The sequence below is a fragment of the Mycolicibacterium arseniciresistens genome (genome assembly GCF_030519285.1).
GTDB classification, from domain to species: Bacteria; Actinomycetota; Actinomycetes; order Mycobacteriales; family Mycobacteriaceae; genus Mycobacterium; species Mycobacterium arseniciresistens.
The window spans coordinates 1-11,037 of record NZ_JAUMSQ010000209.1 but is presented as its reverse complement, the minus strand read 5'-3'; the positions used below and the strand labels follow the sequence as shown (position 1 = coordinate 11,037).

General features: G+C 69.1%; 15 protein-coding genes and 1 pseudogene. 8 read left to right on the top strand and 8 right to left on the bottom strand.

The window, feature by feature from the left end; genetic code table 11:
• On the bottom strand, positions 1–813 hold an 813-nt coding region (locus tag Q2100_RS22080; RefSeq protein WP_302915776.1), incomplete at its 3' end, for an FAD binding domain-containing protein.
• Positions 814–943: 130 nt separating this feature from the next.
• Here Q2100_RS22080 and Q2100_RS22075 point away from each other — a divergent pair.
• Genes Q2100_RS22075 through usfY form a run of 3 tightly spaced genes read left to right on the top strand, consistent with a single transcriptional unit; the run spans position 944 to position 2,380 of the window.
• Positions 944–1,615: a PAS and ANTAR domain-containing protein gene (locus Q2100_RS22075; protein ID WP_302915775.1), complete on the top strand. Its 672-nt coding sequence runs from the start codon at positions 944–946 to the stop codon at positions 1,613–1,615.
• 36 nt (positions 1,616–1,651) lie between these two features.
• Positions 1,652–2,017 (top strand): hypothetical protein, encoded by a 366-nt coding sequence (locus Q2100_RS22070; RefSeq protein WP_302915774.1) that lies wholly within the window; start codon positions 1,652–1,654, stop codon positions 2,015–2,017.
• A 54-nt stretch (positions 2,018–2,071) separates the two neighbouring features.
• Positions 2,072–2,380, top strand: a complete 309-nt coding sequence (gene usfY / locus Q2100_RS22065) for a protein UsfY (RefSeq protein ID WP_269893936.1) — start codon at positions 2,072–2,074, stop codon at positions 2,378–2,380.
• A 64-nt stretch (positions 2,381–2,444) separates the two neighbouring features.
• Here usfY and mbp1 read toward each other — a convergent pair whose 3' ends face one another.
• Together mbp1 and Q2100_RS22055 are read right to left on the bottom strand one after the other, a co-directional pair.
• On the bottom strand, positions 2,445–2,681 hold the full coding sequence (gene mbp1 / locus Q2100_RS22060) for a microaggregate-binding protein 1 (protein ID WP_264016009.1): 237 nt from the start codon (positions 2,679–2,681) through the stop codon (positions 2,445–2,447).
• Positions 2,682–2,811: 130 nt separating this feature from the next.
• The gene (locus Q2100_RS22055) at positions 2,812–3,609 is read right to left on the bottom strand and encodes an SDR family oxidoreductase (RefSeq protein WP_407667675.1); all 798 of its coding nucleotides are present in this window, start codon (positions 3,607–3,609) and stop codon (positions 2,812–2,814) included.
• A 226-nt stretch (positions 3,610–3,835) separates the two neighbouring features.
• On the opposite strand from Q2100_RS22055, the pseudogene Q2100_RS22050 reads away from it, so the two are divergent.
• From Q2100_RS22050 to Q2100_RS22040, 3 genes and pseudogenes are all read left to right on the top strand, one after another.
• A pseudogene (locus Q2100_RS22050) lies at positions 3,836–3,964 on the top strand (glycosyltransferase family 1 protein); the annotation flags it as partial.
• Between the two features lie 2 nt (positions 3,965–3,966).
• On the top strand, positions 3,967–5,199 hold the full coding sequence (locus Q2100_RS22045; RefSeq protein WP_302915772.1) for a glycosyltransferase: 1,233 nt from the start codon (positions 3,967–3,969) through the stop codon (positions 5,197–5,199).
• Between the two features lie 122 nt (positions 5,200–5,321).
• Positions 5,322–6,314 (top strand): NAD-dependent epimerase/dehydratase family protein, encoded by a 993-nt coding sequence (locus Q2100_RS22040; protein WP_302915777.1) that lies wholly within the window; start codon positions 5,322–5,324, stop codon positions 6,312–6,314.
• 59 nt (positions 6,315–6,373) lie between these two features.
• Here Q2100_RS22040 and Q2100_RS22035 read toward each other — a convergent pair whose 3' ends face one another.
• Positions 6,374–7,393 (bottom strand): DNA topoisomerase IB, encoded by a 1,020-nt coding sequence (locus tag Q2100_RS22035; RefSeq protein WP_264016005.1) that lies wholly within the window; start codon positions 7,391–7,393, stop codon positions 6,374–6,376.
• Between the two features lie 239 nt (positions 7,394–7,632).
• Here Q2100_RS22035 and Q2100_RS22030 point away from each other — a divergent pair, with 239 nt between their 5' ends.
• Both Q2100_RS22030 and Q2100_RS22025 read left to right on the top strand, forming a co-directional pair.
• Positions 7,633–8,070: an ATP-binding protein gene (locus Q2100_RS22030; RefSeq protein WP_264016004.1), complete on the top strand. Its 438-nt coding sequence runs from the start codon at positions 7,633–7,635 to the stop codon at positions 8,068–8,070.
• Between the two features lie 62 nt (positions 8,071–8,132).
• Positions 8,133–8,858 carry an RNA polymerase sigma factor SigF gene (locus Q2100_RS22025; protein ID WP_276009836.1) on the top strand — a complete coding sequence of 242 codons (726 nt, stop codon included), beginning with the start codon at positions 8,133–8,135 and terminating at the stop codon, positions 8,856–8,858.
• Here the strand turns inward: Q2100_RS22025 and Q2100_RS22020 are convergent.
• The 4 genes from Q2100_RS22020 to Q2100_RS22005 all read right to left on the bottom strand — a co-directional run.
• The gene (locus tag Q2100_RS22020) at positions 8,829–9,284 is read right to left on the bottom strand and encodes an STAS domain-containing protein (RefSeq protein WP_302915771.1); all 456 of its coding nucleotides are present in this window, start codon (positions 9,282–9,284) and stop codon (positions 8,829–8,831) included. The genes Q2100_RS22025 and Q2100_RS22020 overlap by 30 nt on opposite strands.
• Positions 9,285–9,502: 218 nt before the next feature.
• Complete coding sequence (gene pucL / locus Q2100_RS22015) at positions 9,503–10,417, bottom strand: factor-independent urate hydroxylase (RefSeq protein ID WP_302915770.1); 915 nt, start codon at positions 10,415–10,417, stop codon at positions 9,503–9,505.
• A 3-nt stretch (positions 10,418–10,420) separates the two neighbouring features.
• Positions 10,421–10,741 (bottom strand): hydroxyisourate hydrolase, encoded by a 321-nt coding sequence (uraH, locus tag Q2100_RS22010; RefSeq protein ID WP_302915769.1) that lies wholly within the window; start codon positions 10,739–10,741, stop codon positions 10,421–10,423.
• Positions 10,742–10,745: 4 nt separating this feature from the next.
• Positions 10,746–11,037, bottom strand: a 292-nt coding sequence (locus Q2100_RS22005) for a 2-oxo-4-hydroxy-4-carboxy-5-ureidoimidazoline decarboxylase (RefSeq protein WP_302915768.1), incomplete at its 5' end; no start/stop codon positions are given.

Here is an 11,037-nt window from a genome sequence, read left to right as displayed (position 1 = left end):
CTGCCGGGCCAGCAGCAACGCCATCGCGCGCCGCCAGTCCGGGTCACCGTGTGCGTCGCGGGTCCACGCCGCCTCCGGGATGCCGGCGTGCGCCGCCGCCAGCGACTCCGGGTCGGGCACGCCGTCGAACCGGAACACGTAAGGGCGCACGGTGGCGGCGGTGACCGACAGCACGAACCCGCCGCCGTCGGCTCGGGTGTCGCGGCGGCCGATCACCACCACGCCCGAGCGGCCGAGCGGCGCCGGTGCGAGTTTGCGGAAGGCGGTGCGGGCGCGCAGCGCCGTGGCGGGCAGGTGCACCGACCTCAGCACCTCGCCGACCGCCAGGGCGGTGCTGCCGGCACCGGTCACCAGCTCACTGACGGGGCGCCGGTAGTCGTGACCGTCGGCGCGCCACACCGTCGCGACCCCGTCCAGCGCGGTGGCCAGCGAGATCATCGCCCCGGCGGGCAGGCCGAGGCAGATGTTGCCGCCCACCGTGGCCGCGCTCCAGATCTTGAACGACGCCAGCAGCGCGGTACAGCACTGGTGCAGCAGCGGCGCCGCCGACCAGTCCGGCCGGTCCGCCGCCAGCCGTGCGCCCAGCCCCGACACCTCGGCGACCGTGCACGTCGCCGCGAGCTCGACACCGTTGCCGCTCACGGTGATCGACGGCCAGCCCAGCGCCGTCACGTCGACCAGGCGGTGCAACTGGGGCTGCGGCTCGGAGAACAACCAGGTGCCGCCGGCCAGCACCGCGTCGCCGAGGCCGAGCGGCCACAGCTGATCGCGGGCGGTGGGGAGGTCGACGACCCCGACGGTGTTCAGGTCCACTCATCGACGGTAGTCACGCGCCACACGGTCCGCATGGCGACCGGGCAACTGGTGTGTATCCACAAAACGATGCGCTTTCTGGCTTTCGGAACGAAAATCAGGGCCCGCGCCGAGCGATAATCTGCAGGTCATGACCGATCAGCTGGCCGACGGCGACGGGAGGTTGGCACCTCTCGAGCACGCCTTCGCCAGCGGGCAGTCGCAGCGGGTCGGTTGGTTCCGGTTCTACTTCGACGACGAACGCTGGGAGTGGTCACCCCAGGTCGAGCGGATGCACGGCTACGAGCCCGGCACCGCCGAGCCGACCACCGCACTGGTGTTGTCGCACAAGCATCCCGACGACTACCGGGAGGTTGCGGCCACCCTCGACGAGATCCGGCGGACGGCAGGCGCATTCAGTACGCGGCATCGCATCATCGACACGCACGGAGAGGTGCACCATGTCGTGGTGGTGGGCGACCACCTGCACGGCGAGTTCGGCGCGGTGATCGGCACGCACGGCTTCTACGTCGACGTCACCCCGTCGCACAACGAGGGCATCACCGAGGCGGTGGCGGAGATCGCCGAGGCCCGCGGCGCGATCGAACAGACCAAGGGCATGCTCATGGTGGTCTACCGGATCACCGCCGCTTCGGCGTTCGAGCTGCTGAAGTGGCGTTCCCAGGAGACCAACGTCAAGCTGCGGACACTGTCGGAGCAGATCGCCGAGGACTTCCTCACGCTGCAGTACGACGAGACGCTGCCGGCGCGCGCCGAATACGACCGGTTGTTGCTGACAGCACACCTGCGCGTCCCGTCCTGAGGTTTATCCCGGCGCTGGTCAGGGAATATCCCCGGCGTGTTCCAGAACCCCAACCAGCTGCGTTCCGCCGACGCCGGCGTCCGTGATGCCCTGCGCTTCGCGCTCGTCGTCGCGGTGGTTGCAGCGGGGTTCCTGGCCGTCGCCGCCGTCTGGGTGAGTACCTGCAGCGGTTCGGTCGCCGACGCCCTGGCCTGCGGAGCGCCGCAACGCACCATGCTCGCCATGGGTGCACCGGCCATCCTGCTGCTCGGCGGGCTGCGCGCCTTCGTGCGCACCTACCAGAGCTGGCGGCGCAACGAGGCGTCGTGGGCCTGGCAGGGCGCCGGATGGATCCTGCTCACGCTGATGCTGCTGGCGCTCACCACCAGCATGCCGGCGCTGGCCGGACAGGTGTTCGGCTGATGAAACGGCACGCCACCTCGTGTGCCGCCATCGCATTCTGAAGAAGGAGTCACCATGAAGAGCCCCGAAGACCCCGTCGACCACGCCCGCACCACCCGTCCGCATGCCGGCGAGACGATGAAGGACACCAAGAACCTGCCGGCCCTGATTTTGCTCGGCATCGCGATGGCCGCGTTCGTCGGCGCGCTGGCCGCGCACGCCAGCGGTCACGCCGACGTGGGCGTGATCCTTGGCTCCATCTCGGCGGTGGTGTTCATCGTCTCCGGCGTCTGGTTCCTCGTCGAGCACCGCCGGGTGCGGGGGATGGAGGAGCGCTGGCACGCCGAGCACCCCGACACCTCGCGGCAGACCCCGAGCAGCTAGCCCCGCTCGACCAGGCACGCAAAAGAGGCCCAGCCGATCGGCTGGGCCTCTTTCGTGTGTCGTTCTACTGCTCGGACTTCTGCCGCTCTTCGGCGGTCTTGGCGCCTGCGCGGGCCGCCTCTGCTTCGGCTTCCTTCTTCGCGGCGTCCTGCTGAGCGTCCGCCTTGTCCTGCTGGGCCTTGCCCTCGCGGACCATGTCGTCGCGTCCGGTGACGGTGCCGACCGTTTCCTTGGCCTTGCCCTTCACGTCCTCGACGACGCCCTTGATGCCTTCTTCGGGACCACTGTTCTTCTCGGTCATACTCACCTTCCAACTTGATCGTGAGTGTTCACGACGGGGCACGTCCCCACGGACGCAGTGTTCCCGAGGACCGCTCCGGGTAAACCCTTGGCGCGCCTGCTCCCGGCGCGCCAGGGTCCGGATCGCTCCGTCAGCCGGGCAGCGTCTCGCCACCGATCGGTGCCAGCACCTCACCGCTGTAGTACGACGACATCGTGCCCGAGGCGAAGAACACGTAGGACGGCGCGATCTCGTCGGGCTGGGCCGCACGCCCGAAAGGTGTCTGCTCGCCGAAGGATTCGGTCTTCTCGGCATCCATCGTGGCCGGGATCAACGGTGTCCACACCGGACCGGGCGCCACGCAGTTGACCCGAATCCGCCGGTCTGCCAAGGATTGTGCGAGCGAGTAGGTGAGCGCGAGGATCGCGCCCTTGGTGGCCGAGTAGTCGATCAGCGTCTTGTTGCCGCGCAGGCCGTTGATCGATCCGGTGTTGATGACGGCCCCACCGTCGGGCAGGTGCGCCAGCGCCGCCTTGGTCACCCGGAAGTAGCTGTCGATGTTGACCGAGAACGTCCGCCGCCACTGCTCGTCGCTGATGTCGGTGAAGTCCTCGGTCGGGTTCTGGTAGGCGACGTTGTTCACCAGGATGTCCAGTCCGCCGAGTTCCTCGACGGTGCGCGCCACCACATCTCGGCAGTGCTGTGCGTCGCCGAGATCGCCGGGCAGTAGCACGCTGCGCCGGCCCGCCGCCTCCACCAGCGACCCGGTGTGCCGGGCGTCGTCGTCCTCGTCGAGATAGGCGATGGCGACGTCCGCGCCTTCCTTGGCGAACGCCGCGGCGACGGCGCGACCGATGCCGGAGTCGCCGCCGGTGATCAGTGCGCGCCTACCGGCGAGCAGGTCACGGCCGACGTATTCGCGCATCTCGTCGCGCGGCGCCCGGTCCATGTCGGCGGTGTGGCCGGGATAGGCGATGACGCCCTCGGGTTCAGTCACGTGCCTCGTCTCCTCGCGTCGTGGCATGCATGTCCGCGCCCACCGGGTATCCGTCTCCGGCCGGTCGAAACGGCCGGCCGCGCCTATGAAATCCACTTTGCGAACGGTCCCCGGTCGCTTTGCGAAATCTCTAACGTTCGACGTTTATGGCCCTCTGGGCTCGGATAACCGTCGCCGCATGACCGACCGTGCGCGTGTGCTGCTCGTCTGGCACGTACACGGATCGTGGACCCAATCGCTGGTGGCCGGGCCGCACCGCTATCTGATACCCGTCAGCCCCGCGAAGGACGCCGACGGCAAGGGCCTGCGATGAGAATCGCGATGGTTTCCGAACATGCCAGCCCGCTGGCCGCACTCGGCGGCGTGGATGCAGGCGGTCAGAACGTCCACGTCGCGGCGTTGTCGGCAGCGCTGTGCCGCCGCGGTCACGAGGTGACCGTGTACACCCGTCGCGACGACCCGCACCTGCCCGAACGGATAGAGACGCCTCAGGGCTACACCATCGTGCACGTCCCCGCCGGTCCGCCGGAGCGGCTGCACAAGGACGAGCTGCTGGCCCACATGGGTCCCTTCGCGCAATACCTCGACGAGGAGTGGTCGACCGACCGGCCCGACGTCGCGCATGCCCACTTCTGGATGTCCGGCATCGCGACCCAGCTCGCCGCCCGCCACCTCGACCTGCCCGCCGTGCAGACCTTCCACGGGCTCGGGGTGGTCAAGCGCAGGCACCAGGGTGTCCAGGACACCAGCCCGCAGGACCGGCTCAAGCTCGAGGCGATGGTCGCGCGCACCGCCACCTGGGTGGCCGCCACCTGCACCGACGAGGTGTTCGAGCTGATGAGGCTCGGCCGGGCGCGATCGCGGATCTCGGTGGTGCCCTGCGGCGTCGATCTCGACCTGTTCACCCCGGAGGGTCCGCGCGCCGAGAAGGGCGCCAGGCACCGCATCGTCAGCGTCGGCAGGTTCGTGCCGCGCAAGGGTTTCGACGTGGTGGTGCGCGCGCTGCCGGCGATCGCGGACACCGAACTGGTGGTCGCCGGCGGCCCGGATGTGTCGGGCCTCGACGCCGACCCCGAGGTTCGTCGACTGCGTGCGCTCGCCGTCGAGCTCGGGGTCGCCGACCGGGTGCACTTCCACGGCGCGGTGGCACGCGAGGACATGCCCGCCCTGCTGCGGTCGGCCGACGTGGTGGCGTGCACACCGTGGTACGAGCCGTTCGGCATCGTGCCGCTCGAGGCGATGGCCTGCGGGATCCCAGTGGTGGCCTCGGCGGTGGGCGGCATGCTCGACACGATCGTCCACGACGTCACCGGCCGGCTGGTGCAGCCCAAGCGGCCCGGCGAGGTGGCCGACGCGGTCAATCACCTTCTGCACGACGACTTCCTGCGGCAGAGTTTCGGCGCGGCAGGCCGCGACCGGGCCAGGGCGCGCTACTCCTGGGACCGCATCGCCGGCGACACCGCGCGCATCTACGACCGGCTCGTCCCGGCGCCTGCGATGCCGGTCTCCGTTCCGACCACCTCGAGCATGTCGTCCGGATGACCGCGTCAGCCGCCCTCCAGGACCGCCAGCGCCTCCTCGACGAGGTCGGGCAGCGGCCGGCGCCGCTGCAGCACGGCGCGCAGGCGGCGTTTGCAAGACCGAACCGGGGGTGACTTCGCATGATGCGTGAACTGAAGAGGGTGGTGGTGCTCGGCGGAGTCGGGTTCGTCGGCGGCCATCTCTGCGAGCGCCTGCTGTCCGAGGGAACCGAGGTGATCTGCGTCGACGACCTGTCGACCAGCGCGCACGACGCGGAGAAGCTGTTCCGGGACCGGCCGGGGTACCGGTTCGTCCGTGCGGACATCAACGAGCCGCTGACCGCGGTGGATCCCGAGGTCGACACGGTGTTCCATCTCGCCTCCCCGGCGTCGCCAGCGGACTACCTGCGGCTGCCCGTGCACACGTTGCGCACCGGCGCGACGGGCACGGCGAACGCGCTCGACCTCGCGGAGCGGTGCGGCGCCCGGCTGGTGCTCGCATCGGCCAGCGAGGTCTACGGCGACCCATTGGAACACCCGCAGGTCGAAACCTATTGGGGGAACGTCAATCCCATCGGGCCGCGCAGCGTGTACGACGAGGCGAAGCGGTACGCCGAGGCGCTCGCGTTCGCCTACCACCGGGAACGCGGATCCGATGTCGGGGTGGCACGCATCTTCAACACCTACGGACCGCGGATGCGTCCGGACGACGGCCGGATGGTGCCCACGTTCTGCCGTCAGGCGCTGGCCGGCGAACCGATCACCGTCACCGGCAGCGGCGCACAGACCCGCTCGCTGTGCTACGTGGACGACACCGTGGCCGGACTGATCGCGCTGGCCCGCTCGAACCATGCCGGCCCCTTCAACATCGGCAATTCCCACGAACTGTCGGTGCTGCACATCGCCGAACTGATCCGCGACCTCGCCGCTGACGAGTCGCAGATCCACTTCCTGCCCGCCGTCGAGGACGACCCGCAGCGCCGCTGCCCCGACATTAGCGCGGCCCGGGACATGCTGGGCTGGCAGCCGGAGGTCGGCTACCGCGACGGCCTGGCCCGCACCATCGACTGGTTCCGCCGCCAGAAATTCGATGCCGTCGACGGATCCGTCGTCCTGCGATCGGGTTCGAGAATCTAGGGAGCTCGCGTGCGTATCCTTGGAGTCAACGCGGTGTTCCACGACCCCGGCGCCGCGGGCTACTGACTTCTGGCGACCTTGCGGATCATCTTCGCGGTCGCGCGCTCGATGATGGCCTGCTTCTCGTCGGCTCGGCGGGTGCGGTCGGCGCGCCGCACGGCGGGCGCGATGGTGGTGCCGCCCTCGTAGGCCTTCAGCACCCGCGGGTCGACGTAGGACGCCCGCGCCACCGCCGGGGTGTTGCCCAGTTCCTCCGAAACCTCCTTCATCACCGCCGATTCCACCCGTTTGATCACCTTCTCGTTGACGGGTGGGTCGGCGTCGACGAAGGCCGCCGCCGCCAGCACGGTGCCGTGCCAGGTCCGCAGGTCCTTCACGCTGAACTCGGCGCCGACCAGTTCCTTGAACCGGGCGTTGAGGTCGTCGGCGTGGATGTCGCGCCAGCCCGCAGTGTTCCGGCACACCAGCAGCCGATCGGTGCGCTCCGGCCTGCGCATCAGCGCGCGCACCGAACGCACCACCTCGGGGTCGTCGATCACCCGCGTCCGGCGCACTCCGCTCTTGGCGGGGAAGTCGAACGCGACCGCGTCCCGCTGCACGGTGACGTGCTCGCACAGCAGGGTGGCGATGCCGAACGAGTTGTTCTCCAAGGCGTACTGCTCACCACCGGCGCGGAAGTATCCGAGGTCGAGCAGGTGCAGGGCCAGCGCCAGCACCCGGTCGCGCTCGAGGCCGCGGCCCCGCAGGTCGGCCGCGATCTGGCGGCGCATGTCCGGCAGCCCCTTGGACATCTCCAGCACCCGGTCGAACTTCTCCTCGTTGCGCTCCTCCTGCCACTGCTGGTGGTAGAGGTACTGCTTGCGCCCCGCCACGTCGACCCCGAGCGCCTGGATGTGGCCGTTCGCGTGCGGTGAGATCCACACCTTCTTCCACGCCGGCGGGATGACGAGGTCGTTGATGCGTTCGAGCGTCTTCTTGTCGGTGATCGGCCGGCCCTCGTTGTCGGTGTAGGAGAAGCCCTTGCCCCGGCGGACCCGGCGCAGTCCGGGGCCGGTGACTACGCTGCGGCGAAGACGCATGTGGGGTTCCTGTGTTTGGCGCCGGCCGACGCCGGGGTACTGGACGTGGACCATGGTGAGGACAGGGACGGCGCACAGAGTGTCGGTGTCATCGCAAGTCCCGGACGGCGGCTGGCATGCGTTGCAGTTACCCGGTCGAATCACCGGTCACACGTGTGTTTTCGCGGGATCCCGGGCCGCCGGTGGTTAGCTGGGATTCGTCCTGGGGTAGTCTCGCTTCGATGTTGCCGGGAGGTCAGATGGTGGATTCGGACATTCCAGACGACGGGCACCTCAGCGCCGACCGGTCGGTCGAACTGCGGGTGGCCGCCAAGCTGGAGAATCTGGCCGTGCTGCGCACCCTGGTCGCCGCGGTCGGCACGTTCGAGGACCTCGACTTCGACGCCGTCGCCGACCTGCGCCTCGCGGTCGACGAGGCGTGTACCCGGCTGATCCGCTCCGCGGTGCCCGACTCGACGCTGGTGGTCGCCGTCCACCCGCGCGACACCGAGGTCGTCGTCGACGCCTCCACCACGTGTCAGACCACCGACGTGCTCGCCCAGGGCAGTTTCAGCTGGCACGTGCTCAGCTCGCTGACCGACGACGTGCAGACATTCCAGCAGAACGGTAATGAAGCGGCGGACGGACAGATCTTCGGGATCTCGATGACCACGAGGAGAGCGAGCTCACTGCGGTGACTCGATCCTCGTCGAAGGGTTCGTCGTCTCGATCGAACTCTGAATACGCGGATGTGGCAGCGATGTTCCGCGAACTCCAGGGGCTGCCGGAGGGTTCCGCGCAGTTCCAGCGGCATCGAGACCGCATCGTGGAACGATGCCTGCCACTTGCCGACCACATCGCCCGCCGGTTCGACGGCCGTGGCGAGCCGCGCGACGACCTGGTCCAGGTGGCCCGGGTGGGCCTGGTGAACGCGGTCATCCGGTTCGACGTCGACGCCGGATCGGACTTCGTGTCGTTCGCCGTGCCGACCATCATGGGCGAGGTGCGCAGGCACTTCCGCGACAACAGCTGGTCGGTGAAGGTGCCCCGGCGGCTCAAGGAACTGCATCTGCGGCTCGGCGCCGCCACCGCGGAGCTGTCCCAGCGGCTCGGCCGCGCGCCGACCGCGTCAGAACTGGCCGAGGAACTCGGAATGGACCGCGACGAAGTGGTCGAGGGTCTCGTCGCGGGCAGTTCCTACAACACCCTGTCCATCGACAGCGGCGGCAACAGCGGCAACGAGGATGCACCGGCGATCGCCGACACGCTCGGCGACGTCGACCTGGGTCTCGATCAGATCGAGAACCGGGAGGCGCTGCGGCCGCTGCTGGCAGCGCTGCCGGAGCGCGAACGAACCGTGCTGCTGCTGCGGTTCTTCGAGTCCCTCACCCAGACTCAGATCGCCGAACGGGTCGGCATCTCACAGATGCACGTGTCGCGACTGCTCGCGAAGTCGCTAACGCGGCTCCGCGACCAACTGCAGTAGCCGGGGCGTTTCGCCCCGCATCCAGGCCAGCGCGGAGTCGACGTCGGCGCACAGTGGGAACATCGCGTCCGGGTCGCAGATCCGCAGCAGGCGCAGCACGGCAGGTCCGGGCACCATCAGCCAATCGGCGCGGGCGCTAGCGCACCGCACGTTGAACGTATGGAGTGCCGAAAACGCTGCGGTGCCGAAGAACTCGACACCCGACAGGTCCAGCACCAGCCGCGAAGCCCGGTCGGAGTGCTGCAGTGCCCAGTCGACGAAGTCGTTCGAGTTGGCGGCGTCGAGGTCACCGCGGGCGGTGATCAGGACACAGTTGGGCTCCGGCCACCGGGTGCCGAAGGTGGCGCCGTGACCGGTGTGCTCGTCCGCCCGGTCCGCATCCGGCGGCGACGTGGGTGACGACGAAGAAGAAAGTGATGATGACATTGTGACTCCCGTGGATGGGTGTGCGCGGTTCGCGCTGAGTCACGTCACTTGTTCAGGCCCTGCGTCCTCAAAGCCTTCAGCGTCACGGTCGAGGTTCGGCCGCGCCGATGACGTATCCAGCTGGCTGTGAACTCAACCTGTTCTGACCCTACGCCGGTACTCGCGCCTTGGACAATCGATTCACCGAATGCTCAGCGATGTCCCAGCAGCTCCGCGGTTCAGCTCAGCCAGCCGCGCTGCGGATCCCAGGCGGGCCCGGCGGGCGGTGCGTCGGCACGGGTCACCGTGGCCTGGATCAACCCGTAGGGCCGGTCGTCGGCGTGGAACACCTCGTTGTCGTTGGTCAGGCCGAACAGCGACAGGTCGTAGGCGAAATGGTGCTTGTTGGGGGCGGACATGCGCACTTCGACGATCTCGGGATGGTGTTCGAGAACCGCACGGCCCATCTCGTAGAGCGTCTGCTGCAGCGCCAGCGACCGGACGGTGGCGAACTGGGTCAGCAGGTGGGACTTCACGCCGGCATAGACGGCGTCCCAGTCGATTCCGGCCGCCCCCGCGAACCGCCACTGTGCGACCAGCGAGGTGGCCATCACGCGGTCGTGGGTGGGCTCCAGCACGGTGTACTGGTCGGTGAGGAACCCGGCGAACTCCGACCCCGTCGACTTGAGCAGGACGAGGTCCTTGAGGCCGCCGACCACCCACTCGCCGGCCCGGTCGCCGTCGCCGGAGACCGTTATCGCGGCCGTGCGGACCTCCTCGCCGGCTCGCACCCAGGTGTGGTCGTGCTCGCGGCCGTCGACCGTCACCCGCCGCCACGCGTACTGCTCGATCTCGATGCGGGCGCCCGTGACCGGGGCGATCTCGGCCACGAAGTGGCGCGCCAGGTCCAGTCCGTAGTCCTCGATCGAGGTGATGCCCTTCTCCTTGGCGAACGCGTAGACGGTCTGCTTCTGGGTGTCGGTCGGCAGCACGTCGGACTGGTCGCCGATCAGATGTGCGGCGCTGAAGTCCCCCCGCAGGCAGGTCGAGACGTTGACGTCGTGGATCTCGTGGCGCGGGGTGTCGCGGTAGATGCGCACGACCCGGTTCTCGGCCTTGCCGTACTGGTTGTCGCCCAGGATGATGCCGGACACGGCTCAACTCCCTCGATAGGTCGAATAGGCGTAGGGGGACAGCAGCACCGGCACGTGATACCTGGCCGCGGCGTCGGTGACCTCGAAGGCCACCACGATCTCGGGGTAGAAGCCGGTCACCTGTGCGGCCGCGAAATACGTTGCGGTGTCGAAGCGCAACCGGTAGACCCCCGCCTCGAGGCGATCGGCGAGGCCGGCGATGCGGCCGTCGTCGTCGGTGGTCTGCGACGCGAGCACTGCGCCGCCGGCGTCGGTGAGGGTGACCGGCACGCCTGTCGCGGGCCTGCCGGTGGTCGCATCGAGGACATGGGTGGACAGGCTCATGGGCTCACCTTTGCACGCCGACGAGCCGCCGAAGCCTCAGCCGGTTGATCTCGGCCAGCTCCTTGCGCAGCACCCGCCGCTCCGTGGCCGCGTCGTTGGTCAACCGGTCGGTGAGCACCGCCAGCAGGTCCTCGGCCGACCGCCCGCTCGCACACACCAGGTACACATGCCCGAACCGGAGTTCGTATGCCTGGTTCTTCGCGGCGAGCTCCGCGCGCACATCGTCACCCGCGGCCAGCACGCCGGCCTGCTCGCGCGCCGACGCGGCGTTGTCCGCCCGGCCGCCGATGCGGGGA

Bases quoted from the DNA above. Each gene is read 5' to 3' on its own strand.
- Q2100_RS22045 (WP_302915772.1), top strand. From the start codon at position 3,967: ATGAGAATCGCGATGGTTTCCGAACATGCCAGCCCGCTGGCCGCACTC.
- Q2100_RS22035 (WP_264016005.1), bottom strand. From the start codon at position 7,393: ATGCGTCTTCGCCGCAGCGTAGTCACCGGCCCCGGACTGCGCCGGGTC.
- uraH (WP_302915769.1), bottom strand. From the start codon at position 10,741: ATGAGCCTGTCCACCCATGTCCTCGATGCGACCACCGGCAGGCCCGCG.
- Q2100_RS22075 (WP_302915775.1), top strand. From the start codon at position 944: ATGACCGATCAGCTGGCCGACGGCGACGGGAGGTTGGCACCTCTCGAG.
- mbp1 (WP_264016009.1), bottom strand. From the start codon at position 2,681: ATGACCGAGAAGAACAGTGGTCCCGAAGAAGGCATCAAGGGCGTCGTC.
- Q2100_RS22025 (WP_276009836.1), top strand. From the start codon at position 8,133: ATGTTCCGCGAACTCCAGGGGCTGCCGGAGGGTTCCGCGCAGTTCCAG.
- Q2100_RS22055 (WP_407667675.1), bottom strand. From the start codon at position 3,609: ATGGACCGGGCGCCGCGCGACGAGATGCGCGAATACGTCGGCCGTGAC.
- Q2100_RS22040 (WP_302915777.1), top strand. From the start codon at position 5,322: ATGCGTGAACTGAAGAGGGTGGTGGTGCTCGGCGGAGTCGGGTTCGTC.
- Q2100_RS22030 (WP_264016004.1), top strand. From the start codon at position 7,633: ATGGTGGATTCGGACATTCCAGACGACGGGCACCTCAGCGCCGACCGG.
- Q2100_RS22020 (WP_302915771.1), bottom strand. From the start codon at position 9,284: ATGTCATCATCACTTTCTTCTTCGTCGTCACCCACGTCGCCGCCGGAT.
- usfY (WP_269893936.1), top strand. From the start codon at position 2,072: ATGAAGAGCCCCGAAGACCCCGTCGACCACGCCCGCACCACCCGTCCG.